Annotated in this window: 27 protein-coding genes; 10 read left to right on the forward strand and 17 right to left on the reverse strand. The window is 63.9% G+C overall.

Features of this window, described 5'->3' with window-relative positions; genetic code table 11:
• Positions 1–130: 130 nt before the first annotated feature.
• Complete coding sequence (locus RE429_RS25240) at positions 131–1,345, forward strand: M24 family metallopeptidase (protein ID WP_414475872.1); 1,215 nt, start codon at positions 131–133, stop codon at positions 1,343–1,345.
• Between the two features lie 170 nt (positions 1,346–1,515).
• On the opposite strand, the gene RE429_RS25245 is transcribed toward RE429_RS25240, so the two are convergent.
• Together RE429_RS25245 and RE429_RS25250 are read right to left on the reverse strand one after the other, a co-directional pair.
• On the reverse strand, positions 1,516–2,184 hold the full coding sequence (locus RE429_RS25245; protein ID WP_414474490.1) for a trimeric intracellular cation channel family protein: 669 nt from the start codon (positions 2,182–2,184) through the stop codon (positions 1,516–1,518).
• A 51-nt stretch (positions 2,185–2,235) separates the two neighbouring features.
• Positions 2,236–3,516 (reverse strand): M20 family metallopeptidase, encoded by a 1,281-nt coding sequence (locus tag RE429_RS25250; protein ID WP_414474491.1) that lies wholly within the window; start codon positions 3,514–3,516, stop codon positions 2,236–2,238.
• Between the two features lie 336 nt (positions 3,517–3,852).
• On the opposite strand from RE429_RS25250, the gene RE429_RS25255 reads away from it, so the two are divergent.
• From RE429_RS25255 to RE429_RS25265, 3 genes are read left to right on the forward strand one after another with little or no spacing between them, the layout of a single operon-like run.
• Positions 3,853–4,107, forward strand: coding sequence for a hypothetical protein (locus RE429_RS25255; RefSeq protein ID WP_414474492.1), 255 nt, complete (start codon positions 3,853–3,855; stop codon positions 4,105–4,107).
• On the forward strand, positions 4,104–4,829 hold the full coding sequence (locus RE429_RS25260) for a cytochrome c oxidase assembly protein (RefSeq protein ID WP_414474493.1): 726 nt from the start codon (positions 4,104–4,106) through the stop codon (positions 4,827–4,829). Before RE429_RS25255 ends, RE429_RS25260 begins: the two co-directional genes overlap by 4 nt.
• Entirely contained in the window at positions 4,826–5,338 is a 513-nt protein-coding gene (locus tag RE429_RS25265) for a CopD family protein (protein WP_414474494.1), read from the forward strand. Before RE429_RS25260 ends, RE429_RS25265 begins: the two co-directional genes overlap by 4 nt.
• Here the strand turns inward: RE429_RS25265 and RE429_RS25270 are convergent.
• Positions 5,308–5,739: a DUF2231 domain-containing protein gene (locus RE429_RS25270; protein ID WP_414474495.1), complete on the reverse strand. Its 432-nt coding sequence runs from the start codon at positions 5,737–5,739 to the stop codon at positions 5,308–5,310. The two genes, RE429_RS25265 and RE429_RS25270, sit on opposite strands and share 31 nt — an antisense overlap.
• Here RE429_RS25270 and RE429_RS25275 point away from each other — a divergent pair.
• From RE429_RS25275 to RE429_RS25285, 3 genes are read left to right on the forward strand one after another with little or no spacing between them, the layout of a single operon-like run.
• Positions 5,710–6,519 (forward strand): cytochrome c oxidase subunit II, encoded by an 810-nt coding sequence (locus tag RE429_RS25275; RefSeq protein WP_414474496.1) that lies wholly within the window; start codon positions 5,710–5,712, stop codon positions 6,517–6,519. The genes RE429_RS25270 and RE429_RS25275 overlap by 30 nt on opposite strands.
• Entirely contained in the window at positions 6,516–8,996 is a 2,481-nt protein-coding gene (gene ctaD, locus RE429_RS25280; protein WP_414474497.1) for a cytochrome c oxidase subunit I, read from the forward strand. The genes RE429_RS25275 and ctaD (RE429_RS25280) overlap by 4 nt, the downstream gene beginning before the upstream one ends.
• Complete coding sequence (locus tag RE429_RS25285; RefSeq protein ID WP_414474498.1) at positions 8,993–9,313, forward strand: hypothetical protein; 321 nt, start codon at positions 8,993–8,995, stop codon at positions 9,311–9,313. Before ctaD (RE429_RS25280) ends, RE429_RS25285 begins: the two co-directional genes overlap by 4 nt.
• 53 nt (positions 9,314–9,366) lie before the next feature.
• Here the strand turns inward: RE429_RS25285 and RE429_RS25290 are convergent, their stop codons facing one another.
• Positions 9,367–10,947, reverse strand: a complete 1,581-nt coding sequence (locus tag RE429_RS25290) for a B12-binding domain-containing radical SAM protein (protein WP_414475919.1) — start codon at positions 10,945–10,947, stop codon at positions 9,367–9,369.
• A gap of 615 nt (positions 10,948–11,562) precedes the next feature.
• On the opposite strand from RE429_RS25290, the gene RE429_RS25295 reads away from it, so the two are divergent.
• A complete protein-coding gene (locus RE429_RS25295; RefSeq protein WP_414474499.1) occupies positions 11,563–12,405 on the forward strand; it encodes a GNAT family N-acetyltransferase in 843 nt (280 codons plus the stop codon).
• Between the two features lie 460 nt (positions 12,406–12,865).
• Positions 12,866–13,264, forward strand: coding sequence for a hypothetical protein (locus RE429_RS25300; protein ID WP_414474500.1), 399 nt, complete (start codon positions 12,866–12,868; stop codon positions 13,262–13,264).
• 251 nt (positions 13,265–13,515) lie between these two features.
• Here RE429_RS25300 and RE429_RS25305 read toward each other — a convergent pair whose 3' ends face one another.
• A complete protein-coding gene (locus RE429_RS25305) occupies positions 13,516–14,202 on the reverse strand; it encodes a Crp/Fnr family transcriptional regulator (protein WP_414474501.1) in 687 nt (228 codons plus the stop codon).
• Positions 14,203–14,400: 198 nt separating this feature from the next.
• Here RE429_RS25305 and RE429_RS25310 point away from each other — a divergent pair, with 198 nt between their 5' ends.
• The gene (locus RE429_RS25310; RefSeq protein WP_414474502.1) at positions 14,401–14,811 is read left to right on the forward strand and encodes a hypothetical protein; all 411 of its coding nucleotides are present in this window, start codon (positions 14,401–14,403) and stop codon (positions 14,809–14,811) included.
• A gap of 97 nt (positions 14,812–14,908) precedes the next feature.
• Here the strand turns inward: RE429_RS25310 and RE429_RS25315 are convergent, their stop codons facing one another.
• The 12 genes from RE429_RS25315 to RE429_RS25370 form a co-directional block, all read right to left on the reverse strand.
• Positions 14,909–15,214 (reverse strand): cytochrome C oxidase subunit IV family protein, encoded by a 306-nt coding sequence (locus tag RE429_RS25315; protein WP_414474503.1) that lies wholly within the window; start codon positions 15,212–15,214, stop codon positions 14,909–14,911.
• Positions 15,211–15,849: a cytochrome c oxidase subunit 3 family protein gene (locus RE429_RS25320; RefSeq protein ID WP_414474504.1), complete on the reverse strand. Its 639-nt coding sequence runs from the start codon at positions 15,847–15,849 to the stop codon at positions 15,211–15,213. The genes RE429_RS25315 and RE429_RS25320 overlap by 4 nt, the downstream gene beginning before the upstream one ends.
• Positions 15,846–17,522 (reverse strand): cytochrome c oxidase subunit I, encoded by a 1,677-nt coding sequence (gene ctaD / locus RE429_RS25325; RefSeq protein WP_414474505.1) that lies wholly within the window; start codon positions 17,520–17,522, stop codon positions 15,846–15,848. Before ctaD (RE429_RS25325) ends, RE429_RS25320 begins: the two co-directional genes overlap by 4 nt.
• Positions 17,519–18,586, reverse strand: coding sequence for a cytochrome c oxidase subunit II (gene coxB / locus RE429_RS25330; RefSeq protein WP_414474506.1), 1,068 nt, complete (start codon positions 18,584–18,586; stop codon positions 17,519–17,521). Before coxB ends, ctaD (RE429_RS25325) begins: the two co-directional genes overlap by 4 nt.
• Positions 18,586–19,383 carry an SCO family protein gene (locus RE429_RS25335; RefSeq protein WP_414474507.1) on the reverse strand — a complete coding sequence of 266 codons (798 nt, stop codon included), beginning with the start codon at positions 19,381–19,383 and terminating at the stop codon, positions 18,586–18,588. The genes coxB and RE429_RS25335 overlap by 1 nt, the downstream gene beginning before the upstream one ends.
• Complete coding sequence (locus RE429_RS25340; protein ID WP_414474508.1) at positions 19,380–19,718, reverse strand: hypothetical protein; 339 nt, start codon at positions 19,716–19,718, stop codon at positions 19,380–19,382. The genes RE429_RS25335 and RE429_RS25340 overlap by 4 nt, the downstream gene beginning before the upstream one ends.
• 217 nt (positions 19,719–19,935) lie before the next feature.
• Positions 19,936–20,991, reverse strand: a complete 1,056-nt coding sequence (locus tag RE429_RS25345) for a hypothetical protein (RefSeq protein WP_414474509.1) — start codon at positions 20,989–20,991, stop codon at positions 19,936–19,938.
• A complete protein-coding gene (locus tag RE429_RS25350; protein ID WP_414474510.1) occupies positions 20,988–21,509 on the reverse strand; it encodes a c-type cytochrome in 522 nt (173 codons plus the stop codon). The genes RE429_RS25345 and RE429_RS25350 overlap by 4 nt, the downstream gene beginning before the upstream one ends.
• Positions 21,506–22,027 carry a DUF3341 domain-containing protein gene (locus tag RE429_RS25355; RefSeq protein ID WP_414474511.1) on the reverse strand — a complete coding sequence of 174 codons (522 nt, stop codon included), beginning with the start codon at positions 22,025–22,027 and terminating at the stop codon, positions 21,506–21,508. Before RE429_RS25355 ends, RE429_RS25350 begins: the two co-directional genes overlap by 4 nt.
• The gene (gene nrfD / locus RE429_RS25360; RefSeq protein WP_414475920.1) at positions 22,024–23,343 is read right to left on the reverse strand and encodes an NrfD/PsrC family molybdoenzyme membrane anchor subunit; all 1,320 of its coding nucleotides are present in this window, start codon (positions 23,341–23,343) and stop codon (positions 22,024–22,026) included. The genes RE429_RS25355 and nrfD overlap by 4 nt, the downstream gene beginning before the upstream one ends.
• Before the next feature lie 47 nt (positions 23,344–23,390).
• The gene (locus tag RE429_RS25365) at positions 23,391–26,258 is read right to left on the reverse strand and encodes a 4Fe-4S dicluster domain-containing protein (RefSeq protein ID WP_414474512.1); all 2,868 of its coding nucleotides are present in this window, start codon (positions 26,256–26,258) and stop codon (positions 23,391–23,393) included.
• Positions 26,246–26,899, reverse strand: a complete 654-nt coding sequence (locus RE429_RS25370) for a cytochrome c3 family protein (RefSeq protein WP_414474513.1) — start codon at positions 26,897–26,899, stop codon at positions 26,246–26,248. Before RE429_RS25370 ends, RE429_RS25365 begins: the two co-directional genes overlap by 13 nt.
• Positions 26,900–26,990 lie beyond the last annotated feature (91 nt).

Below are 26,990 nucleotides of genomic sequence, written 5' to 3' on the forward strand. Positions count from 1 at the left end.
AGCGAAGCCATGGCCCCCGGGCGCCTGCACCCGGGCCGTCAGAGAACTTTAAATTCATCAGATAGGGAGAGAGACCATGTACCAAGAGCCTCAAAACCTGCTTCGCCGCGGCGACGGTGAGCCGGGATCCATGGGCGACATGCTTCACGTCATGAAGTGGCACAACGGGGAAAAGGACTGGTCGCCCTTTTCCGATGCCGAAATGACCCGGCGTCACAACGACCTGCGCCAATATATGGCCCAGAACGATATCGACGCCGCGCTCATGACCTCCTATCACGGGATATGCTACTACTCCGGCTTCCTGTATTGCTACTTCGGCCGGAAGTACGGGATGGTCATCGACTCGCATAACGCGACGACGATCAGCGCCGCCATCGATGGAGGCCAGCCGTGGCGTCGGACCTTCGGGGACAACATCACGTATACGGATTGGCGCCGGGACAATTTCTTCCGGGCGGTTCAGACGCTCACCGGAGGCGTCAAGCGCCTCGGCATCGAGTTCGACCATGTCTCGATCGATTACCGCAGGCAGATCGAGGATGCGCTTCCAGGCGTCGAGCTGGTGGATATCGCTCAGCCCGCGATGTGGATGAGGACCGTGAAGTCCTCCGAGGAGCACAGCCTCATTCGTGAGGGGGCCCGCATCTGCAACGTCGGCGGACGCGCCGTCATGAATGCCGTCGAGGCCGGCGTGCCGGAGTTCGAGGTCGCGATTGCGTCAACCAACGCCATGGTCAGGGAGATCGGGAAATCGTTTCCGTTCGTCGAGCTCATGGACAGCTGGACCTGGTTCCAGTCCGGCCTCAATACGGACGGGGCGCATAATCCGGTCACGAACCGGACGGTGCGGGCGGGCGACATCCTGTCGCTGAACTGCTTCCCGATGATCTTCGGCTACTACACGGCCCTCGAGCGGACGCTGTTCTGCGAGTACGCGTCCGACGCGCACCTCGACTACTGGCAGAAAAACTGCGAGGTCATGCGCGTCGGGTCCGACCTGATCAAGCCCGGGAAGAAGTGTTCCGAGATCGCGCTTGAGCTGAACGACATGTACCGCCAATGGAACCTCCTGAAGTACCGTTCCTTCGGGTATGGCCACTCGTTCGGTGTCTTGAGCCACTATTATGGAAGGGAAGCGGGGGTCGAGCTCCGCGAGGACATCGATACCGTCCTGCAACCGGGAATGGTCGTCTCGATGGAGCCCATGATCATGATTCCCGAGGGGCTTCCAGGCGCGGGAGGCTATCGCGAGCACGACATCTTCATCGTGACCGAGACCGGGGCGGACAACATCACGAACTTTCCCTATGGGCCGGAACAGATGATCATCAAACGGCACTAGGGCCAGCCTCAACCGGTCGCCTAAAGTGGAGCATGCCGAGGCATCGGGCACCGGTGTCGATGTGGCAAATGCCCGAGGCGGGCTCCTGTATCGGAGCCCGCCGTCTACAGCATCGGATGTGGGTTCGATGTCACTCCCGATGCTGCAGCCCTTACCTCCGGCACAGCGGCTCAGGATGCGTCCTCGTCATCTGACGTGTCCGCGTCAGTGCGCTTCCGGGCGGACCGATGGGCGGTCGGCAGATGCCAGCCATATCTGATCGCCATGAAGCGAAGGCCGAAACACAATGCCGCTCCAGCCATAGCCGAGACGCCATAAGGGAGGCCGAACATATCCCCGATGACGACAGCGGATGCGCCGGCGAGCGCTGCAACCGCATAGAGGTCGGAACGCAATACCTGTGGAATCTCGGCGAGGAGAACATCGCGCATCATGCCGCCACCGATCCCGGTCAGCATGCCGAGAAGGGCGGCCATGATCGGGTTTAGCCCGAACCCGATCGCCTTTTGAGCGCCCGTGACCGCAAAGAGCGACAAACCGGCCGCATCGAACAGCAGGACAGGGCTGCGCAGCCGTCCGACGTCCGTGTACCAGAAAAACGTCATCAGCCCGGCCAGGACCGAAACCAGGAGATACAGCCCGTCCGTGAGGGCCGCTGGGGGCACCGCGCCGATCATCACGTCGCGGGTGATTCCACCGAAGTTTCCGGCCACGAAGGACAGGACCAGGACACCGAAAACGTCGAGGCGGCGATCAATGGCCGCAACGGCTCCGCTGATCGCAAACACGAAGGTGCCGGCGAGGTCGAGAATATGCACGAAGGCATCAATGGTGATCATACCGACCCGTCAGCGAGAGCCCCGAAGTCGCGCCATCCCGTCACCTATCCTTCAGCTCGCTTTCGTTCCAAGCCAGGCCAGCACACCGACGACCAGCGCCTCGATGCCCGTCTCCAGGGTCGGGTGCAGGACCGGTGCGAATTGCGGGCTGTGATTGACCGGCAGGTCGTTCAGTCTCCCCTCGGCCTTCGCCTTGGTATAGGTTGCCGGATCGGTGCCGCCGACGAACCAGAACACCGACGGCACCTGCCATGCGGTGCCGAAGCAGCCGAAATCCTCGCTGGCCGGCGCAGGCCCGGTGTGTTTCACCCGCTCGGGCGAAAAATAGCCGCGAAACGCCTCGGCGATGCGGTTGCTTGCCGTCTCGTCGTTGACATTCAGCGGATAGCGGTCGAGCGGCGTGATCTCCGGCTTGCGCGGGGCGCCCGAGGCTTCGGCCTCGGCATTCACGATCCGCTCGATCGCCTTGAGCACACGCTTGCGCACTCCGGCGTCGAAGGTTCGCACGTTGAGCTTGATGGTCGCGTCGTCAGGGATGACGTTCTCCTTCGTGCCGGCCTGCAGAACGCCGATGGTCACCACGGCGGCCTCGGTGGCGGCGACCTCGCGGGACACGATGGTCTGAAGCCGCAGGACCACGGACGCCGCCATCACGACGGGATCGATGCTGGCTTGCGGCATCGACCCATGCGCACCGCGCCCGAACAGGCGGATCTGCAGGCTGTCGGCCGCCGAGGTGATCGGGCCGGCGCTTCCGGCGACAAAACCGGCGGGACCAACCATGACGTGCTGGCCGAGCACGACCACCGGCATGGGGAAGCGTGTGAGCAGGCCGTCGTCGATCATCGCCTGCGCCCCTTGGGCGGTTTCCTCGCCCGGCTGGAAGACGGCCATCAGCGTTCCCTTCCAGGCATTGCGCGCCTGCGACAGCAAGGTCGCCGCACCCACCAGCCAGGTGACATGCATGTCGTGGCCGCACATGTGCCCGACCGGTACGGTTTTCCCGTCGGCATCGACCGCCGTGACCTTGCTGGCGTAGGGAAGGCCCGTGTTCTCGGCGATCGGCAGCGCATCCATATCCGCGCGCAGCATCACCGTCGGTCCATCGCCGTTGCGGAGCAGCCCCACGACGCCGGTCCTGCCGACCCCGGTCGTCACGTCATAGCCGGCTTGCTTGAGCCGGTCGGCGGCGATGCCTGCCGTCCGGGTCTCCCGCATCGACAGTTCGGGATGGGAATGGATGTCCTTGTAGAGTGCCTCCAGGTCGGGCAGCAGCTTGCCCATACCGGCCAGAACCGAGGATGCGCCGTTTGGGGTGGTGTGTTCCGGCATCGTGATCTCCTAATGATGGTTCATCGCCAGCGTCGCGCACGTCTCACGGGTGCAGGAGGGGGCGGCCCGCCGTGTGGGGGGGCGGATGGGTTCGTGATGGGTGTTCTTCAGCTCCATCGCCCGCTCGTCATCCCGGCGTGACAGTTCATCCTGATGCCCACGAGCCTTTCTCAAAACTGCGGTTTTATTCCGCCAGCGTGAGCGCCGATCCCGGATGCCCGGCCGTGATGGCAATGCCGGCCTGGCCTCATCGATATTCCTTTTGCGGCAGTCATGAATGGGTGCCTGAGCGCGACAACCAAGCCAGAACCTCGCGCGTTAGGACAAGGAAGAGAGATGGCCGTGAAGCCGCGCGTTTCGATTGCCGCGGGAGCTTCCGGCATTGGACGGGACATGGCGCCGGCCCTCGTGGGAAAGGGAGCGAAGATGTTCGTCTGCGGTCCGATCCGCAACGCCGGCATCGCCGGCCAGGCCGCGCCAGTCGCCGAGCCCGATCCCCTGATCCTTGCGGGCTATCGAGACACGTTGTCGAAAACACCTGCCTGCAGGGGCGTGCCCGTTCGCACCCGCCCCGATGGAGGAGACGCATGATGACGGCACTGGAGGGGACTTATTGCGGCCCGGCGCCTCTCCGGGCGGACATCTGGTCGCGCTGGAATCTCGACCCGGCGCTGCTCCTGGTGCTTGGGCTCGTGGCGCTTGGGCTCCTGGCCCTCGCACCAGGGCGGAACAGGGCAGGGGCGCTCGCCGTGCTCGTGCTGTCAGTCGCCTTCGTGTCGCCGCTCTGCGCGCTATCGGCGGCGCTGTTCTCGGCGCGGGTGGTGCACCATGTCCTGCTCATGGCGGTGGCCGCGCCGCTCCTTGCGCTCGGCTGGCCGGGGCGCAGGCCGAGATCCCCGGTGGTGCCGCTCCTCGCCGCGACGGTGGTGCTCTGGGCCTGGCACTGGCCTCGGGCCTACGATCTGGCGCTGTCGAACGTGGCGGCCTATTGGGCGATGCAGGCGACGATCCTCGGCTCGGCCTTCGTCTTTTGGCGGGCGGTCATCCATCCGGACCAGGCCCTGGGGGTGGGCCTCCTCGGGGTGCTGGGAGGCTATATGCAGATGGCGCTCCTCGGGGCGCTCCTCACCTTTGCGCCCCGGGCGCTCTACGCAATCCACGCGGTCGCGCCCCCGGACTGGGGCTTCACGCCGCTCGGCGATCAGCAATTGGGCGGGCTCATCATGTGGGTCCCGGCCGGCCTCCCCTTCGCGGCCTGGGGCGCTTTCGTCGCGCGCCGGGGATGGCAGACGATGGCGCAAGGACTCGCATGATCCCGTGGCTCGAGAGCGCGATCCCCTATCTGAAGGCGCTCCATGTTGCAGCCCTGCTGCTCTGGTGCGCGGGACTGTTCGCGCTGCCCCTGGTGCTCGCCCGTCACGACCCGGCGATCGGGCAGGCGGACTACAGCCGGATCAGGCTTGCATCCCATTATGGCTATATCGGACTGGTCACTCCCGCGGCCCTGGTCGCTATCGCAGCGGGCACGCTCCTGATTTTCCTGCGGGACGTCTTCGTCGTCTGGATGTTCGCGAAGCTCGTCTTCGTGGCGCTGCTCATCGGCTTCCATGCCTGGGTCGGCCACACGATCGTCGCGGTGGCCGAAACCGAGGGAGAACACCAGACGCCCGAGCCGCTGGTGCCCCTGCTCCTCCTGCTCCTCCTTATCCTCGCAATCCTGATCCTGGTCCTGGCCAAGCCTGCGCTGAAGGAGGTTCCGCTGCCGAACTGGCTCATGCAGCCGAGGGGCGGTCAGCTCCCGTTCGATGTGCCCAGGCGATAGTCGAAGACGAGTTTGCCGCCATGCCATCCTGTTGCGCCCACCATAACGACGCAGAAGCCCGACAGCAGGATGCCGTAAGGCAGCACCGCCGTCTCGTAGCCGTGGAGCCGATAGCCCCAGTTCGCACCCAGAATCGACAGGAGCGCAACCGCAATCGCCGCGTGAGTCCAGGCGGAAGCCCGTGCGCGGATACCGGCGACCATCAGCAGTTCCATCGTCCCCGAGGCCGCGGCGGCAAGGCCAATGAGGAAGGCCATCCCGGCCGCCCACACGCCGGCCCGTGCCCAGAACACGTCGCCCGTCCACCAGTAGAACGCGTCGGCGCCGAAATTGCAGAAGGTCAGGGCGATGGGAAAGGCCACGGTCATGGCATGGATCGGGTGGCCGGCGATCGCGATCATCGACCTGGTCTCATCGAAGCCAGGTCGCTGAGCGACAGGGTCGACGAGCGTATCGTCCTTGGTCTGGAGCTCGGTCTCGGACACCGGCGGCGGCTCCTGCAGAGTCTGGTCGGGGGCCTAACGCCCGTTGCACTGGCTGGTTGCCAGGAACCCCTCTCCACGGTCGATCCGGCAGGACCCGCCGCCGACACCATCGCCACCTTGTGGTGGATCATGCTGACCGGGGCGGCGGCGATCTTCCTGCTCGTCATGACCCTGCTCGTGCTGGCGCTCCGCCGCGGCGAAGGGCCGTCCGGCTCCGAGGCGGATATCCGGCGCGAGCGGGTCTGGATCCACGGGCTCGGTCTTGGCTTCTCGCTCGCGATCCTGGCTGCCCTGACCGCCTACGGGCTCTTGATCGGCGAGCGGCTCCTGCCTCGGCCAGGACCGGAGGTCGTGACCGTCCGCGCAGAAGGACGGCAGTGGACATGGTCCTTCGGCTACGCCGATGCACCGGGACACGAGACCGAGGGTCTCCTCCACATCCCGGCCGGGCGGCCGGTGAACGTGGAGATCACCAGCGCCGACGTCATCCACAGCTTCTGGGTGCCGCGGCTCGCAGGAAAGCTCGACGCGATCCCGGGCCATGTGAACGTTCTGCGCATCGAGGCGGACGCCCCGGGCGACTACGCGGGCGTCAGCGCCGAGTTCAACGGCCGGGGCTACACCGGGCACCGCTTCACCGTGCGGGCGCATGACGGCGCCGCCTGGAGCGCCTTTCTCCGCGGAGAGATCCGATGAATGCGCTGCGCCGCCACCGTACGCTCGAACGCATCTGGGCCTCCCGGCCGGGCTGGCGCGGCAAGCTCACGACCGTGAACAACAACGACATCGGGCTGATGTTTCTGTCCCTGGCGGTGACGTTCTTTGCGGTTGGCGGCATCCTCGCGATGCTGATCCGCGCGCAACTCGCCACGCCGCGCTCGGCCTTCATGGGACCTGACGTCTACAACCAGGTCTTCACGATGCACGGGACCATCATGATGTTCCTGTTCGCGATCCCGCTCTTCGAAGGTCTGACGGTCTATCTGCTGCCCAAGATGCTCGGAACGCGCGACCTGGCCTTTCCCCGGCTCAGCGCCTTCGGCTTCTGGTGCTACGCCTTCGGAGGCTCGCTGCTGATCTTCTCGCTTCTCGCCGGGATTGCGCCCGCGAGCGGCTGGTTCATGTACCCGCCGCTCTCCTCGACGCTTGGCTCACCAGGGATCAACGCGGATTTCTGGCTCCTCGGGATCACCTTCGTCGAGATTTCCGCGATCTCGGCTTCGGTCGAGATCGTCGTGACCGTGCTGCTCTACCGCGCCCCCGGCATGTCGCTCGACAAGCTGCCGATCTTCGCCTGGTACATGCTGGTCGTGGCGGTGATGATCCTGACGGGCTTCCCGCCGCTGATCCTGGGCTCGCTTCTCCTCGAGCTTGAGCGCGCTTTCGGAATGCCCTTCTTCCAGGCCGCCGCCGGAGGCGATTCCATTCTCTGGCAGCATCTGTTCTGGCTCTTCGGACACCCGGAGGTCTACATCATCTTCCTGCCAGCCGCGGGCGTCGTCTCCACGGTCCTGCCGGTGATGGCGCGAACGACGCTCCTGGGCTACGGCTGGATCGTGGCGGCGGCCATCACCCTCGGGGTCATGAGCTTCGGGATCTGGGTCCACCACATGTACGCGACCGGCATCCCGCATATGGGCCTGGCGTTCTTCTCGGCGGCCTCGACGCTGGTGGCCGTGCCCACAGGGGTGCAGATCTTCGCCTGGATCGGGACCCTCTGGAAGGGCCGGCCGGAGATGCATCTGCCGATGCTCTGGATTCTCGCCTTCTTCGCGACCTTCGTGATGGGAGGGCTCACCGGCGTCATGGTGGCAATGGTTCCCTTCGACTGGCAATCGCACGACACCTACTTCGTCGTGGCGCATCTCCACTATGTCCTGGTCGGCGGCTTCGTATTCCCGATGCTCGCCGCGCTCTATTACTGGCTGCCGCACTTCACGGGGCGGCAGCGCTACTTCAAACTGGGCAAAACGGCGTTCTGGCTCATCGTCCTGGGCTTTCACGGGACCTTTCTGCTCCTGCACTGGGCGGGCCTCCTGGGGATGAGGCGGCGGATCGACAGCATCGAGCCCGGGGCGGGCTGGGAGCTCATCAACCTCCTGGCCTCGATCGGCGGCTTTGTCATGGCGATCGGCTTCGCACTCGTGCTCATCGACGTGGGAGTCAACGTGGTGGTGACGGTCCGCGGCCGCCGCAATCCCTGGGATGCGGGAACCCTGGAATGGGCCATGCCGTCGCCGTCGCCCTCCTACAATCTCGCCTCGCTCCCCAAGGTCCACAGCCGCAACCCTCTCCAGGATGATCCCGACCTGCCGGTCCGCATCGCGCGTGGCGAGGGATACCTGGGAGACCCGGGCAGCGGCTTGCGCGAGATCCTCACGGTGGAGATCGCGAGCGGGTGGCCGCGTTGCCTCGTCATCTTTCCGACCAATTCGGCGCTGCCCATCGTCATGGCCTTCGTGACCGGCGGACTTTTTGTCGGAATGCTGATCAAGGTCTACTGGCTCGTGCCGCTTTCCATCCTGGGCGTGGCGGCGCTCGCGGCCTGGTGGGCCTGGAGCCTGGGAAGCCGCGAGGACCTGGGGCTGCAGCCGGTCGGGCATGGGCTTGTTCTGCTGCCGGCTTCGGAGGTGGCGCGACCGCCGGGCTGGTGGGGCTCGCTGTTCCTGCTCCTTGCCGACGGGGTGTTCTTCGGCGCGCTCCTCTTCGGCTACGCCTTCCTCTGGACGGTTGCGCCGAACTGGCCGCCGTCTGCCTGGCTCGAGCCCGGCCTTCCCGGGCCGCTGCTGGCGCTCGGCGGCGCGGTCCTGGCCTTCGGCGGCATCCGCCTTGCCGACCGCGCGATCCGCCGCCATGCGGGACCTTGGTGGGGTCTGCTTCTGAGCCTCGCGGGCCTTGCCGCCCTCGGGTCCGCCGCCATCACGGTGCTCGCGCGGACGACCCACGATGCCCATGCCTACGACGCGACGCTCTGGGTCGTGGCGGGCTACGCCGTCTTTCATGCCGCCGTCGGGGGGCTCATGAGCGTGTTTCTCATGCTGCGCGCGGCCGCCGGCTATCTCTCGGCCCGGCGCATCGGCGAGGCGCGGATCGTACGCCTTTGGATCGACTATGCCGTCGCGGCCGCGGTGCTGGGCTTGGGCGCCGCCTGGCTGCCGGGGGTGCTGACGTGACCGACATCCTCCGCCTCTCGGTCCCGCTCACGGCTTGGCTCGCGGCCTTCAGCGCCGTCTATGGGCTCCAGGGCCTGGTCTGCTCGGACCGCTGGGCCGAGGCGGGGCTTGACCTTGCCGCGGGCCGTATTGCCTTGAGCACGGCCTGGGCCGCCGCCGTCGCGCTCCAGCTCGTCTTCCTCCTCGCCCTGCGCTCACCCCGCTTCACCTCGCGCTCGGCCTTCGTGCACGGAGTGAGCCGAACGCTGGCCGTCGCCGCACTGGTCGCCACGCTGTGGACTCTGCTCCCGGTCGTCACGACCTCGGCCTGCCTGTGAGCGGGACCGATCGGGCTTCGCGTTCATGACCGGGCGTGGCGCGTGTGACGCCTCTATGGATATGCCTGATCCCGAACCTTCGCAGCGTAGAACGAGGCATTCTGTTCTCCACGGACCGCCTCCCGCGAGAACGCGATCAGATGGTACGCGACCAGCCCCATACCGAAGGCGGCATCGATCTGTCCGCGTGAGATTGCGTATCTCACAGCCCGCCAGAAGGGCCGGCGGTAGGTGGAGAGGAGTCCGGAACGGACCGCAAGGTTGAGTGCAAGCCTGAAGGCATGGCGGAGATTGCTCGCCGTGAGCTGGCCCCGCGCAGGACGTCGGATGCGATTAGGGTAGGTTGCGTCCACCTGGTGCATGAAGCGGGAGAACAACCAATCGGGTTCGTAAACCTCCTGGACGCATCGACGCCACATCTCGACCACCTCTTCATAGGGTCGAACAAAGCGGACGTTCGATTCCCGACAGGGGTCATCGACGATGCGGTCAGCGGCCCTCAGACGGTCCCACAGGGGTGTCCGGGGGAGAGCCTGCAGGAGATTGATCGTCAGCATGGGAATGTGTGATTGCTCGACGAACGCGATGAGGCTTGCCCCCGTCTCCGCGGTGTCGGTGTCCAGGCCCAGGATAATGCCCGACACCACCTCCAGACCGTAGCTGTTCAAGGTCCGGATGGCATCCAGCATCGGCACCGCCGCGTTGTGCCCCTTGTCGATCGCCTTGAGCGCGACTGGATCCGGTGTCTCAATTCCAACAAAGACGGTATGGAAGTTCGCCTCTCGCATCAGTTCCAGGATGTCGGGCTGCTTGGCCAGATTGAGCGTCGCCTCGCATGCGAAGAGAATCGGGTAGCCACGCCGCTGCTGCCAGGCAACAAGATGTGGCAGCAATGTGCGCGCTGCTTTCCGATTGCCGATGAAGTTGTCGTCGACAAAGTAGATGGCCATCGGGTGGGGCTGGCCTACAATGGCATCCAGCTCGGCAATGACCTGTTCGGGTGCTTTCAGGCGCGGCTGCCGACCGTAGAGCGCCGGAATATCGCAAAACTCGCAGCGATAGGGGCACCCGCTTGAGAACTGCAGGCTTCCGATGAAGTACCGGTCGGCAGCCGTCAAGTGGTAGGCGGGAAGAGGGAAGTCATAGAGCGGCAGGCGTTCGATGGTCTCAAAACGCACCTGCGCCAGGGGAGCGGTGGTGCTCTCGTCCAGGCGTGCGATGAGGCGGTCGGTCGCGTCGCCGATTTCCCCGATATGGAGATAATCGAATTCGGGGTAACTCTCAGGAGTGCTCGAGACGGACGGGCCTCCAAGCACGGTGATCGTACCGGCCATTTTCGCTCGGGTCTGAATATCGCGAATTTGCGGCGCCTGGATATGCATACCACTGACGAACACCACGTCGGCCCAAGCAAAGTCGCTCGGGCCTGCGGACACCATGTTCTCGTCGATGAAGCGCACCTGCCAGCGCTCTGGCAAATAGGATGCGATGACGAGCAGACCCTGCGGCGGCATGAAGGCACGAACCCGCCCGAGCAGGCGATAGGCATGCGAGAACGTCCCGAATGACGGGCTGTAGGCAGGGAATACACAGAGTACGCGCCGCTCGTTTCGAGCCTGCACCGGACTTCGCATGGTTGAAGAATAACCTAAGTCAGCCGTCGTCGCGAGCGTTCTGATGATGTCGTCTGATCGCAGGTCGCTTTGCAAATGGCACGGCGACGCCTCCAATGATCCAATGCTCACTCCTAGAAGAGCGCATCGTTCTTGCGAAAAACCAGGTCGACTTTTCGCACGATGCGCCAGTCTGCCTGAATTTCGGCCACAATATAGCATCAAGCTGCCGATTGTTCGACCGGTGTTTATGGTTCGTCCGAATTGCTGAGGTTTATCGAACAAACCTTGTACGCCTCCCCGGCGCGCGCAGAGGCTGGCGCCGAGCCGGGCGACCGCGTGACGGTCGTCACGCGTGCCGCGCTGGCGCAGTGCCGTTGCTGGGCTTCCGCCTTCGCGAATGAACGCAAGGACCATCGCTTCTACGAGATCGTGGAGGATACGATTCATCCGGAGTTCGAATACCGGTACTTCATCATTCATGACGACCGGGGCAAGCCCTGTACGGTTCAGCCATTCTTCGTTCTCGATCAGGATCTGCTGGCCGGAGCGGGTTCGCGCGCGCAAGCTGTCGCGGCGACAATCCGCCGCCTGTGGCCCGGCTTCCTGAAGCTGCGAACGCTCATGGTCGGATGTGTGGCTGGCGAAGGTCATTTTGACGGCGCCGATGAAGCGTCCCGTCAGGAGGGGGCGCGCCGACTGGCGTCCGCTATTATGCATCATGCGCGCGCGATGAAGATCCGTCTCGTGGTGATGAAGGAGTTTCCGGCGAAAGACCGGCCAACCCTCGCGTGCTTCATGGAGGCCGGTTTCGTTCGTGTGCCGAGCCTTCCGATGACTCGCCTCGAGATCAAGTACGGTAGTTTCGAAGACTATATGTGTCGTGCCCTTCACTCGTCGCGGCGCGCAAAGCTGCATCGGACATTCCAGGCTCTGAACCGTGCACCGCCGGTCGAGGTGAGCCTGGAGACCGACGTCACGCCGATCATCGACGAGATCTATCCGCTGTACCTGCAGGTCTATGCGCGATCCAAGCAGCACTTCGAGAAACTGACGCCGGAATTTTTCTGCGCACTCGGGCATGTCATGCCGGACAAGTCCCGGTTCTTCGTTTGGCGTCAGTTGGGCAGGATCATTGCCTTCAATCTCTGCATGGTCCAGGGCGACGCCATCTACAGCGAGTATATCGGTCTCGACTATGCCGTCGCACTCGATCTGCATCTCTATTTTGTTGCTGTTCGCGATGTGATTACATGGGCCATCGCCAACGGTTACCGATCCTATCGCAGCAGCGGATTGAGCTACGAGCCGAAATTTCATCTACGCCACCGGCTCGATCCGATTGATCTCTACGTGCGGCACACGTCGGCCGTCATCAATCCTATCCTTCGCCGTCTATTGCCCTGGCTCGAACCCACGCGTCAGGATCCGCTCCTGCGGAAATTTGAGAATTACGCCGAGTTGTGGGATCGCTCGTGACCCGATGCCGCCGTCCGGTCATCGCAGAGTCTTCTCCGACCCTCCATCATTGAAGACATGCGGGAGTTCGCGAAAGTCCAGCTCATGACCTTCCATGGTCCCAGTGGCTGGGTGCGCCATCGGACCACCTCACTCATCGGTCCGGCCGCATTTATGCTCTTCCGGAAACTGGACGTTACCGGGTTTGCCCTATCGGCGAAACCCGACGATGCAGGCTGTGCCGTTCTGCGCAAACCGACAGCCAGGATGCAGCGGCTGGATGTCGTTGAGGATATTGATCACAAGGTGTCCGGCCCGGGAGGAGTTTCATAGATGCCCCACACTTCAGCGCCACCGGAGAGGTACTTCCGGAGTTCCGGCTTGTGGCAGCGGCGCGGCTGGTACAACGGCGTCAACCAAGGGCTCGTTTCAGAGGCCCGCTCGGCCCCCATGCCCCTGACATCTTGGAGCGGATGCGCCGGTGGCAGACAGCCTGATCAATGAAGCCGCTCAAGAGGCGTATACCTGGACGGAATATCGGTGGAGCTCGAATATGACGCCTATGACGCCTATGACCCCGGAAGAACGGGCCGAAAGCCTGCGAGGGGCCCTTCAGATGCATATCGCTTTTTCCGAGGGCGAGGGAACTGGGCACTCTTGGATGCTGACTGATAAGGGGATCGCTAGGATCGCCGCAGTCATTCGGGATGCCGAGAACGATGCCTTGGAGAGAGCTGCAAAGCTGTGCGACACGTTGCGTCTGGCGAGCCGAAACCGATACAGCAGGCTTCTGGGGCCAGATTACCAAGTAACGCGAAATCTCGTGTCGCGGGAACTTGCTGCGGCCATCCGGGAGCTGAAGCACAAGGACGAGAGATGATGCGATGTCATCACTTCCTTTCGCCCGGGCCCGTTGGAATCGGGGAGACAACGTACGACCAGCAGGGCCGCTCTGCGATGCGGTTGAGGAGGAACTCAAAAGCGCCCGGAGCGAGGCGCTCGGGGCGGTGCTAAGGCAAGGCTGCGGACTTAACGGCGATCATCCGTGTGCCAGTGCGGGAAGAGCGATTGTTGCGCTCGTCCTCGACCTCAACTTCAGTCTTACGCACCGTGTCGGAAATGGTTTCCATGTCATTTGACGAGACGCCGATACTCGCTCCTGATGAGGGCATGGCAGTCACAGGCCAAGCTCTCCAGGCGCTCTTGATCGTCCACGCGGATCAGGGCGCGGGTGTTGTCGAGGGCGCCCTCGTCGCCGAGAGCCCGCAGGCATTCGGTGATGCTCGCGCGCCTGACCCCGAGCAGCCGCGCGAGCATCTGGTGGGTGAGCGGGATGTCTTCGCCATCCAGGGCATCCTGGGCCACGAGAAGCCACCGGCACAGCCGCTGCTTCAGGGAGTGGTGCGCCTCGCAAATGGCCGATTGCGACGTCTGCAGCAGCACGAACTGGGTATATCGGAGCAGGCTCGTCCGCCAGGACGGGATGGTCTCGATCACGCTCTGAAAGTCGACCCGGGAGATCCGGTAGGCGCTGCCGCCGACCTGAACGACGCGGCGGAACGGCGGGCACTCCGTGTCGGCCAGCAGGACGGGCAGGCCGGTCATGCCCTCGGAGCCGATCAGCCAGACTTCGACCCATTTGCCGGGCGACGCCTTGGCTGAAACGGCCACGAGCCCATTCTCGATGAAGTAGATGGTCTCCATCGGGGTACCGGAGTGATGGAGGATCTGCCGCGGCTTGAGCTCGACCCGGGTCAGACGCGGCCAGAGCATCTGGAGATCGCCGGGCGAAAGGGCCTGCAGCAGGCGGTTCTTCACCAAAGTCTGGCAAGATGTTGCTGCAGCAGCGAACTCCGGCACGGCGGCACTCCAGCTTGGACATGATCGGCTTACGTCGCCTTTGCCCGTCCTATGACCCCAGGACGGCAGCGGACAAAGGTTCTCCCGCTCCGGAACTATGGGGCTGCACCCCTCCTTTAGTCATCACTCAACTTGGCCCCAACAGAGGAGTTCCCCATGAGAGGCGTTGTCGCCGCGCTCGCGCTCGGGCTTGCCAGCTCGAGCATGGCAGGGGCTCAGTCATCGACTCCTTCCGCTTCGCAACCTCCCGCAACTGCCCAGGGAAAGTCGGCCTCTCCTCACAGTCAAGCCGCTCCGGCGAGCGGGCAGAACGGGCCGATCACGAGGCAGAAGCTGACGCAGGATCTTCAGAGTGCAGGATTCTCCGACGTCAAGGTCGTCGAAGAGGCCTTCGTCGTTCAAGCCAAGACGCGGGAGGGCAACCCGATCGTGATGACGATCGGCCCCAATGGCATGTCCGCGTTCGAGGCGATCACGAGCGGACCGGCAAGCACAGGATCTACGGGAAGTTCGGGAAGCTCGTCGACCAATCCGAATGCGAGCGGGGGAGCGACCCAGCAGAAATAGCCGGCGGGACGAGCCCTCGCGTATTGCGCGAAAAAGTGGACCCGGTTTTTCGCGAGAACGATGCGCTGTTCTATGAAGGGAGCATCGGGGCTTGACGTTAGCGACCCGAGAGGCGCGTCAGGATGTCGCTGAGCGTCAGCGAGAAAAGAACGATCAGCCAGAAAATGCCGGCGGCCGCCGCAAGGCGGATGAGGGCGCTCGAGCGAGCAAGGCCCATGAACAGAAACGAGACCAGCCCGACCTTGATCGCCGCAATGCCTAAGGCGGACACGATATTGAACGGGCCCAGCGGTATGTAGGCGAGCGCGAAAGTCAGTCCGAGCAGGACGAGAAGGGCCAGCCAGACGAGAAGATTGCGCCGCCAGAGGGACCAGACGCTCACATTGCCGGTCTGATCGCTCATGAGGCCCTCCCTGGAAGGTAGATCAGCGGATAGAGGATGATCCAGATCACGTCGATGAGGTGCCAATAGAGAGCCGTGACTTCGACCTGGGGATTCCCACGCAGGACGATGCGCCCGAGGGCGCCGAGAAGGCACAGGCGTCCGACGAGGCAGATACCGATGGTCAGGTGAATCGCGTGCAGGCCCGTCATGGCCCAGTAGAGAGCGAAGAACAGCTGGGCGGCCGGTTCCTGCAAGGGGAAGCCCGGTCCGGGAACAAGGCTCTTTCGGATGTCCTCCGCATATTCAAAGCCTTTCAGGATGCCGAACGTGAGCCCGAGCAGGGCCGTTGCGGCAAGGCACCAGACGGCGAGACGCCGCCAGTCCTGCTCGGCGCCCTGTGCGGCGACCGCCATGGTGAGACTGCTCGTCAGGAGAACCGCGGTATTGATCGTGCCGTACCAGATGTCCGTCTCGCGGGCTGCCTCAGCGAATGCTTGCGGGTTTTCGACCCGGTAGACCGTGTAGAGGAGAATCATGCCGCCGAAGAAGAGCAGTTCGCTCGCGAGAAAGACCCATATGCCGAAGGCAGCCCCCTCGCGCTGCCGGCCAAGATCCTGCCAGGGCTCCTTCAGGACAGCAGGCGATTGGGTCACGCTCGGTCTCCTTGCCCACGATGCCGAGGTCGATTCGGCGCAGGCGACATGCCTTCCGGGTGATAACCATAAGGGCCGACTTCGACATTGGGTGTCCGCGGGAAATTCTCGCGCGGCGGCGGAGAATCCGTCTGCCATTCGAGGCCCGTCGCATCCCAAGGATCGCGGCCGGCCCTGGCGCCCCAGACCAGGGACCAGGCCAGATATCCAAGCGGCATGAGATAGGCGGCGGCAAGAATGACCGCGCCTGCCGACGACAGGACGTTGTAGACTTGGAACTCCGGAGGATAGACGTGATAGCGCCGCGGCATCCCGAGATAGCCCACGATGAACTGCGGGAAGAATGTGAAGTTGAACCCGAAGAACATCAGAATCGCCGCAAAGCGTGCCCAAGTTTCGGGATAAATGCGGCCCGTGATCTTGGGCCACCAGAAATGCAAAGCGGCAAAGAACGCCGATACCGTGCCGCCGACCACGATGTAGTGGAAGTGGGCCACGACGAAATAGGTATCGGTCACGTGCACGTCGACCGGGATCGAGGCAAGAAACAGGCCTGTCAGTCCTCCGATCGTGAAGAGGCCAAGAAAGCCCAGAGCATAGAGCATGGGCGCATCGAAGCCGATCTGTCCGCGATAGAGGGTGGCGGTCCAGTTGAAGACCTTTATGGCCGACGGCACGGCGACCACGAAGGACAGGAACGAGAAGATGAGGCCCGCATAGGGCGACATGCCGGCGACGAACATGTGGTGTCCCCACACGAAGAAGCCGATGCCGGCGATTCCGATCATGGCGTAGACCATGAAGGTATAGCCGAACACGCGGCGCCGCGCGAAACAGGTGATGACCTCCGAGACCACACCCATGGCAGGCAGCACCATGATGTAGACCGCCGGATGGCTGTAGAACCAGAAGAGGTGCTGGAAGAGAACCGGATCCCCGCCGCGTGAAGGATCGAAGATCGGCAGGCCGAGCCAGCGCTCCGCCGCGATGAGAATGAGCGTGATGGCCAGAACGGGCGTTGCGAGCACCATGACGATACTGGTGGCGTAGATCGCCCAGACGAACAGCGGCAGCCGGAACCAGGTCATGCCCGGCGCGCGCAGCATATGCGTCGTCGCGATGAAATTCACTCCCGTGGCGATCGACGAAAACCCGGCCAGGAACACGCCGGCAGCCGTCGCTAGGACGTGAGTGTTCGAGAACATGGTCGAGAAGGGCGTGTAGAACGTCCACCCGGTATCGACCCCTCCGGCGATCAGAGCGTAGACGGTCAAGAATGCGCCGCCGATATTCAGGTACCAGCTCATCAGGTTGAGCCGGGGAAATGCGACGTCGGGCGCCCCGATCATCAGCGGCAGGAGGAAGTTTCCGAAAATGTTCGGAATGGACGGGATCATGAAGAACCAGACCATGATCACGCCATGAAGCGTGAACAGCCTGTTGTACGTGTCGGCCGTGACAACGTCCGCTTCCGGCGTAAAGAGTTCGATCCGTACAATCGTGACGGCGATCCCTCCGAGAAAGAAGAACAAGGTGACCGAGATCCCGTAAAGGATTGCGATCCGCTTATGGTCAGTCGTCCCAAGCCAGGAGCCGAGCGTATATCCCGCGCCGAGATAGCTGGGCTCAGAGGAGGCGGGCAGGTCGCCGGACCGAGCGGCGGTGGTTGTCATGGCTTGCCTCCATCGAACTCGCCAGGGGGCTGCCTGTTGACGGCGTTGCCCGGTGTCATGGCCGGGCTGCGCTCCGAGGGCGTCCCGGGAACAAGCGAGCCGCTCCATGCGCCGCCCGGTTGCACGCTTCGTTCGGGGGGGCTTGCCAGCGAGCGGATATAGGCGATGAGGCTCTGGATCTCCCCGTCCGAGAGGATGCCGGCGAAGCTCGGCATGATGGGATCGTATCCGGCGACGATATCGCGGCGCGGCAGCAGGATCGAGTCCCGGATATAGGCTTCGTCCGCCGTGACGGTGCGCCCGTCGGAAAGCGCCACGGCACGGCCATAAAGCCCGACGAGTTTCGGAGCGTGGACAGGGGAGGATGGGGCATGGCACCCGGAGCATCCGCGCGCAGTGAAGAGTGCGGCGCCCTCGCGGGCGAGATCGTCGCCTTCGGGCTGGGATGTGAGCCATTGCGCATAGTCTTCCGGAGTCATGATGACGATCCGGCCGAGCATGCGCGAGTGATCCGTGCCGCAGAACTCCGCACAGAAGAGGTGATAGACTCCGACCTTGTCGGCCTCGAACCATGTATCGGTATAGCGCCCTGGCAGAACATCCTTCTTGATCCGGAATGCAGGGATGAAGAAGGAGTGAATCACGTCCTGAGAGGTCATGACGAGGCGCACGGGAACGCCGACTGGTGCGTGCAGCTCGTTGATTTCGCGAGCGCCGTTCGCATGCTGCGTCTTCCACATCCATTGCTTGGCGACCACATGGACTTCGAGTGCGTCCTTGGGAGGGATGAGGGCCGAGAGCTCCGATGAGCCGGCCCACCAGAACAGGAAGAGAAAGGCGAACAGGGTCGTGGCGGTCCAGCCGAGCTCGAATTGCCGGCTGATGATCGCAGGCAGGGGGCCACGATCGGCTTTCGAGCCCCTGCGATAGCGGATCGCGAAGGTGATGACGAGCGTGAGGACCAGGAGGATGATCACGGCCGAAAGGCCCAGCAGGGTAAAGAAGATCGCGTCGGTCGTGGCGCCTTGGGTCGAAGCGCTGCCGGGCATTAGGGCGGACAGCATCAGGATCTCCCCTGCGAAGAGGATCCGACACGGCGCGAGCGAACATGGAGGGCTGCAAGGGCCAGCATGAGCACGGCGAGGGTGCCGGCACCTGCCGCCTGGAGGATCCGGTGGATTGCGGGCGTATAGACGCCGTGCACGGCATCGAAGCCGTAGCACAGCAGCATGAGGCGGTCCGTGATTCCGCCGATACGTCCCTCTCCGCTTTCGACAAGGGCGAGGCGAAGGTCCTGCGGGTCGAGAGCGAGAGCCGAAAGAACACGCGAAACCCGACCGTCTGGCAAAAGCGCCACCGCGCCGCTCGGATGCGCGAACTGATCGTTTCCGGCATCATAGAGCGCCCGGTAGCCGAGAGATGCCGTGAGGGTCCGAACCGCGGAAGGATCCCCCGTCAGGACCGATATCGATGCTAGGAGTGCGTCGTCGTCGATCCTGGCCTGAACGAAGGCGCGCGCGTCGTCCGGGCTGTCCTTCGGATCGATGCCGACCACGATCAGGCAATAGTCGCGTCCGGCTTGGAGACCTGTCTGAATGAGAGCGCCTTCGATGATCGAGAGTGCCGGGCCGCACATGGACCGGCATGTATAGTCGACCGGGATCAGGAGGGCCGGGCGGCCCGCAAGCGCCTCGCCGAGTGTCATGTTCCTGTTCGAGAGGTCTCGGAAGCTCAGCGAAACCGGCACCCGTGCTTCCGGCTGGGGAACGAGGGCCACTTGGGAGAGATCGCGTTCGGTCAGGCCTGCCAGAGCCGGGCGGCAGAGTGCAAGGGCGAGGAGCAGACCCGAAAGCCGTTTCATGGCTGCGTCTCCGGCGCCCGAACGGGCGATGGCTCCGTCGGCGGGTCGAGCGGCGCATAGGCAGCGGCTCCCCGTGCGGCGATCAGGTTCATGGCTCGGTCGATCGGGATGCGGATGAGGCCTTGGTCGCGGTCCACAAAAGCGTAGCCGTTGAGCTTGCGCTGCTGATCTGCCTGGAAATGGGTCAGATCGGCCGACGGATCGGACTGGAGCCGCGGTTCGGCAAAGGAACGAGGCGGGGTGAAGGTCGCCTCGCGCATGCTCCACGCGTAATAGGCACGCAGAGCAGCCAGTGACAGGCCGACGAAGACAAAGAATCCGATCACCGTGAACAAGACCGGTCTCGCCGCAACATTGGGTGCGGCATCACGGGACGGCTCGGAAGGGGCCGAGGTCCGAGCGGCCGCTGGTCGGCGCGCTGTGCGGCCCTGCCCGGCACGGCCGCTTCGAAGCATGAGGAGCAATGCCAGAGCCGCGTGTCCGAGCACGGACCAGAGCGCGGACCTTTGTCGCCCATCGGATCTACGGGGCGCGTCCTTGGCCGATGGTGATCTACTCGGCATGATCGGCACTCCTGCCGGACCGTATCGTGATCCTCGTCATCACGCCCAGCGAGATCCCGCCCATGGTGACGAGGCCGAGTGCTGTCGCCGGCAGCCAGCCGGGATCGAAGGACGGCGCGAGGAGCCATGCCAGATGGAGCCAAATTCCGATGAGGATGAGCCCGCCGACAAGGCGCAGCGCCTGGTGATTCTGCCGGATGCTGCGCCTCAGCAGCATCCCGAGCGGAACGACGGCTCCGATCAGGACCGCCATCGCAATCACCCAGCTCCACCCGCTGCTGTTGCGCATCAGGTACCAGGCAGCCTTTTCCGGCAGGTTGCCGTACCAAATGACGATATAGGACATAAGGCCGAGATAGACGACGCCCAGCAGAGCCGCGATCAGCAGGCCGCCGATATCGGCGGCAGACTTGTCCGGAACCGCGGGAGAGGACAGCGCCGCCCAGGCGAGCGCCGCCAGGATCTGCTGGATGGCGATACAGGCTGCGAATGCGGTCGACGTGAAGGTCGGATCGACGGAAAGGATCCAGTCGACGGCGAGGAGGCTGACGGCGAGACCATGGAAGGCAAGCCCGAGGCCTGCTGCGAGCATCGTGCAGCGGCCCCGGATCACCAGAATGGACAGAACCGTCCAGCCTCCGAGCCCGACGAGGGCGCGCACGAGGAAGCTCCAGGCATTGAGATAGATGTGGCCGACGTCCGGCGGCACTGAGGCCGGCTGCGCAGCCCATGGGTAGATCGACGTCAGGCCAAGGACGATCGGGAGAAACGCGAGTGCGGCGAGCGGCACCAGGCCCGCTCCAGCAAGAAGCGCCGGTGCAAAAGCGTCTCCCCATCGGCCGCCGACGAGCCGATGGATCAGCAAAAGGACAAGGCTCCCGACCGGGATGCTGCTCCAGAACAGGAAGGCCAGGAGCCAGCCCTGCGCCATGGCCGCGGGGGCGAAGGCCCATCCGATCGCGACGATCGCGAGGCCGGAAAGGCCGATCGCCAGGGCTGTCATCGCAGAGCGGCCGCGCGGAGAGGGCAGGGCCATGTCCGTCATGGCAGCTTCTCCCGGGCTTCGGGGATGCTCGCGAGCTGAGCGCGCTGCGAGAGCTGCAGGGCGCGGATATAGGCGATGATGGCCCAGCGGTCCCGAGGCGCCACACGGGTCGCGTAGGAGTACATGACGCCATAGCCATTCGTGATAACGTCGAAGAAGTGCTGGGCCGGCGCGGACCTGAGGCGGTCCGTTTGATAGGAGGGCGGTGCCGGAAAGCCACGGGCCACGATCATCCCGTCGCCGAAGCCCGCGGCGCCATGGCACGGGCTGCAGAAGATCCGGTAGCGCTCCTGTCCCCGGTGCAGGAGTTCCGCGTCGGCAACGGGAGGCTGGATCGCCTCCTGTGCGCGGGCGATATCGCCGCGGGCGACGACGCCCTCCGGGAGTGGACGAGCCGAGGAGCCGTCGGGCCAGAGGGCTGCGGGCGCGTAGACGTCATAGCGGTTCTGCTGGCGCATGGATTGATCTTTGCAGCCCGCGACGGCCAGCGCGGCCAGGACGAAGGCAGCCCCTCTCATGGCCCGACCTCCGAGACCATGACCGCACCGGCATCGAAAAGGAGTTCGCGCAGGTTTTCCTCCTGCCTGTCGGGCGCTTCCTGGATCAGCAGGAAGAACCGGTCCTGGCTCGTACGCTCGAATCCGGCAACGTCGAATATCGGATGATGAAGACGGGGCAGGCCGCATTGGCGAAGGAAGGCTATGAGGCCGGTAAACGCGGCGGCGAGCATGCCGACCTCGAACGGCACCAGCAGGAAGACGGGCCAGCTGTTCAAGGGGCGTCCGCCGACATTGAGCGGGTAATCCTGAACGGCGCTCCACCATTGAAGTCCGTAAGCGAAGGCCGCGAAGGCCATGCCGGCGATCAGCATGGTCCAACGGATGCGCGAGGGTTTCGCATCGAAGATCTCGGCGAGCCCCTCGACCGGGAGGGGCGTGAAGGCATCGACCAACTCATGACTGGAATTCCTGATCCGCAGCGCGGCCCGGGAGAGCGCGTCCGCATCTCTGAACTCGGCGACAAGGGGCCTCGTCATGCGACCCCCTCATTCCGGCAGAGCCCGCGCATTTCGTACATCGAGACGGCAGGGAAGAGCCTCAGGAACCAGAGGAACATGAAGGTAAAGACCCCGAGCGGACCGATCAGCAGCACCCAGTCGGAAAGGGTCGGATGAAACAATCTCCAGAGACTTGGCATGTAATCATGGGAGAGGGTGTTCCAGATGATCAGGAGACGTTCGAGCCACATGCCGACAAGGATCAGAATGGCAACGACCGCCAGTGCCGGAAGGTTGCGGCGGGCCGGCCTGAGCCACAGGATCTGCGGCAGGAGACAATTGCAGAAGAGGAGGCTCCAATAGATCGGAGCATAGTCGCCGGTGAACATGTAGGCGACCAGGCTGCGGTCGGCCTGGCTTCCGCCGTACCAGGCCAGGAACCATTCGGTCGCATAGGCGTAGGTCATGACGATCGATCCGGTCAGAATGATCTTCGCCATGGCGTCGAAGTGATTGACCGTGATGATCGATTGAAGCTGCTGGCCCCAGCGGACAAGCATCGTCAGCAGCAGGACCATGGCGAAGCCGGAATAGAGAGCGCCGACGACGAAGTAGGGCGGAAAGATGGTCTCCTGCCAGCCGGGCATGAGGCTCGCGGCGAAATCCAGGCCCACGATGGAGTGCACCGAGGTCACGAGCGGCAGAGCGAGTGCCGCGAGCGTCGTATGGAGGGTTTTCAGAGATGTCCAGTGCCGGACAGAGCCTCGCCAGCCGAGTGCGAGGCTACCATAGAAGACCCTTCCGGCCTGTGTCTTGGCTCGGTCCCGCATGGTGGCGAGGTCGGGGAGGAGACCGACATAGAGAAAGACGATCGAGAACAGCAGATAGCTGAGGATCGCCCAGAAATCCCAGACCAGGGCGCTGCGCCATTGCGGCCAGAGCGACATGGTGTTGGGATACGGCGCAAGCCAGTAGAAATACGTGGGGCGGCCAAGATGAAGGATCGGGAAGACCCCAGCGATCGAGATGGCGAACAATGTCATCGACTCGGCAAATCGGTTGACGGAGTGGCGCCAATCCTGCCGTGTCAGAACCAGGATCGAGGAGATGAGAGTGCCGCCGCTGCCGATGGCGATCCACCAGACATAGCTTGCGATGGCATAACCCCAGACCACGGTGGAATTCACGCCCCAGGAACCGATGCCGTTGATGAACAGCCAGCCGATGGCGGCGATCGTTGCCAGAAGGAACAGGAAGCTGCCGCCGAGGGCGAGCCACCACACCCGTCCGAACCTGTGCTTGAGAATGGGATCGGCCACCTCGGCCGTGAGGGTCTCGTAGGTCGCGTGTTGCATCGCGAGCCAGGGATGCTTCGTCGTCGACGCGCTTTGCCCGCTCTCTCTCACGTCGCATCTCCATCGATGGCCGGATTCGGATTCTTGACGTCGGCGAGATAGGTCGTGCGCGGGCGGGTCCCGAGGTTGCCGAGAAGCGTATAATGGCGCGGATCGCTCTTCGCGGCGCGGGCTCCCGATTCCCTGTCGTTGAGATTGCCGAAGGTAATGGCCCGAGTCGGGCAGGCGGCCTGGCAGGCGGTCACAACTTCGCCTTCCGCGATGGAGCGGTTATGTGTCTCGGCAGCCTGCCGGGCGCGGCTGATGCGCTGGACGCAATAGGTACATTTCTCCATCACGCCGCGCGTTCGCACCGTCACGTCGGGATTGCGTTGCGCCTTGATGGATTCAGCGCCAAGATTACCATATTCCTGACCGTCGGCATAGGCGAAGAAGTTGAAGCGACGCACCTTGTAGGGGCAGTTCGCCTCGCAGAAGCGAGTCCCGACACAGCGGTTATAGACCTGCGCGTTGAGACCCTCGCTGTCATGGACCGAAGCCGCCACGGGACAGACCGGTTCGCAGGGCGCCAGCTCGCAATGCATGCACGGCACCGGCTGAAATCCCGGCTTGGGCCTCTCGGGCGTTCCATGATCGTAGACGTCGACGCGCAGCCAGTGCATGTCGCGTCCCTGAGCAATCTCCTCCGGGCCGACCACGGGGACATTGTTCTCGGCCTGACAGGCAACGACGCAGGCATTGCAGCCGATGCAGGCGGCGGCATCGATCACCATGCCCCAGGCGTAGCCGGCATATGGCCAGGGCGGATAGAGGCTCGACTGCGCACCGGCACCCTGTCCGATGCCCCCGCCTTGTGCGAGATCGGCTTGCAGAATGACCGGATAGAGATCCTGTGCCTCACCCTGAAGCCTCACGTAATTCTGCGTATTCAGGATTTCCTGCCGGTCGCCATTTTTCGTCAGCTGTACGCCTTCGACGAGCCAGGGGGTGCGAGAGGTCCGCAACGCGTACGCGTTGGTGCCGACCGACGTGCCGATCCGGCCCGCCTGCCTGCGGCCATAGCCGAGTGTCAGGCTCGCTACTCCGGGCGCGTGACCCGGCTCGACGAGCACCGGACCCGTTACGCGTCGGGCGCCTGCCTCGATCCGGACGACATCGCCCGTCACGAGCCCGAGCTTTTCGGCATCGGCCGGTCCAAGCGCCAGAGCGTTGCCCCAGACCTGCTTGGTCAGCGGCTTCGGGCATTCCTGCAACCAGGCATTGCTGGCAAAGCGCCCGTCCCAAAGGCAATCGTCGGGACGCAGCACGATTGTCAGGCGGTCCGGCACCGTCGCAGGCACAATGGCTGGAAGAGGGGGCTTCGCGGGCGCGACGGCCTTCGCGGCGCTGCCTGCCAGTACCCCGTCGTGAAGAGCCTGACGCCACCAGGCTTCGAAATCGGCAACCCCCGTGGCAGCCCAGGTTTCTCGCACGAGTTCATAGGATCGCGCCTCGCTCCGCCCGAGCAGACTTGCCAGCAGTTCATGTGCCGTGCGCGTGGCGTAAAGCGGACGGATCAGCGGTTGAACGAAGCTCGCGGTTCCATCGATCGCGCGCAGATCCGACCAGCTTTCGAGAGGGTGGGATTCCGGAATATGCCACCGGCAGACGCCGGCGGTCTCATCGGCGTAAGGCCCGCAATGAACGCTGAACGGGACCTTTGTCAGCATCTCCTGCAAGCCGAGGTCGGCAGGCGCATCGTAGGCCGGATTGGCGCCGATCACGACGAGCGTCCGGACACGCCCCTGATCGAGATCCTGCGTCAGGACCTGAAGCGGTTCAGGCGTGCCGGGGAGCGTATCGATGGGCTCGATGAAGTCGACCTTTGCTCCGAGTTCCGCATTGATCCAATGGACCAGCGCATGCGTTTCCGGCGGAAGCGTCCGTCCGGCAAGGACCAGCGCGCGCTCGCGATGGGTGAGGAGGTCCTGCACGGCGGCATCGATGAAGCGGCTCGCCACTGCGGACAGGTCAGGCACCGGCAATCCGGCGCCGAGGGCATTCGCGACGGCAATCGCAGCATTGTGGATCGATCCTGGATGCAGCATAAGGCGCTGATCGGCTTTCGCGCCCGTTGGTGTCGGCGCCGCCTCGACGACATAAAGGCGCGAGGGGGTGGGGCCATGGAACGGCTTCCGGCCGCCGATCCATGCTCGTGCATATTGGACCTGCCCCGGTCCGGGCCCCAGCGGGTCGGCATCGAGGCAGAGGATCGCCCGCGCTTGTTCGAGCCGCGGCAGAGGCAGCAGAGGGCGGCCGAAGGCCAGAACCGTCCCGGCGCGCTCGATTTCATCGCCAATCGGCTCGTAGCTATGCCAGCGCGCCCCAGGATATTGCTTGAGAACGAGATCGATCTGGCGCAGGAGAGTCGGAGAGCTGACGCGGCCTGTCAGAAGCCGCAACCCATCGCCCCCGTGGGCCCGGTGATGTTCGATTTGCGGCAGAAGCGCCTGAAGAAACATCTCCCAGGATGCAATGGAGCCCTGCTGCAGCACGGTTCGCGAGCGGCCTGGGTCATAAAGTCCGAAGATCGCGGCCTCCGCGAAGACATCCGTCGACCCGAGACTCGCCGGATGAAGTGGATTTCCTTCGACCTTGATCGGCCGTCCATCGATCGAGATGCCAACGACGCCGCGTCCATAGCCGCCTAGCGGCAGCGTCGTCGCGAACCGAAGAGGTTCCCCAGGGATCAGTCTCTCGGGCATGCGGACGTATGGGAGGATTTCCTCGTCGGGCTTGCTGCAGGCTCCAAGCGCGAGCGTGATCTGGGCAGCGAGCATCTTCAATGCATCACGGCGGGAGAAGGCACCCATTTCGGTGTCGCCGGATGCCGCAACAGAAGGGGGGCCGTCAGGGGGGGCGGTCAGCGGTGGCATGTCGAGCAATCGGTGAGATGCTGCGTGTCGATATGATAGGCCGTCATCAGATTCCGACCCTGCTCGGCTTGGTTCCGAGGCGGCGTCCAGGTCATGTCGAACACGTTCTCGCGCGGACGCAAGTGCGGGGCGGGGTTACGATGGCAATCGAGACACCAGCTCATCGTGAGCGGAGCTGCCTGACGCATCAGAGGCATCTGATCGACGGGGCCATGACATGTAGAACAGCCGACACCGTTGGCCACATGAGCTGCGTGGTCAAAATAGACATAATCCGGAAGATTATGGACGCGCCGCCAGCGGAGGGGCCGATCGTCGGCAAGGCTCGTGCGGACTGGTGCAAGCATGCCGGCATTGGTCCATATCTGCGAGTGGCAGGTCATGCAGGTTTCCGTAGGTGGAATCCCTGCGAAGCGAGCTTGTTCCACTGAGCTATGGCAATAGCGGCAGTCGATACCCAGCCCGCCGACATGGTGCTGATGGCTAAACGGGACCGGTTGTTCCCGCACGACGTCCTGCCCTGTGACGTAAGGCGAACGCGCGATCATGAAGCCCACGAAGATGAACAGGAACGGCGCCGTCACGAGCAAGATAAACACGAAGCGCGCTATCGTGTCCGCTCGTGGATGAAAGACCTGCATCCTGTTCCCCTAGTCTTCAAGTCGGCTCGCATTCGGACCGGCTGCAACTTGCGACATCTGGTGGCCGAACTCTTGGCCTAAGGTTCCGCGG

The sequence above is a fragment of the Microvirga sp. M2 genome, from assembly GCF_047497095.1.
In the GTDB taxonomy this organism is placed as follows: Bacteria; Pseudomonadota; Alphaproteobacteria; order Rhizobiales; family Beijerinckiaceae; genus Microvirga.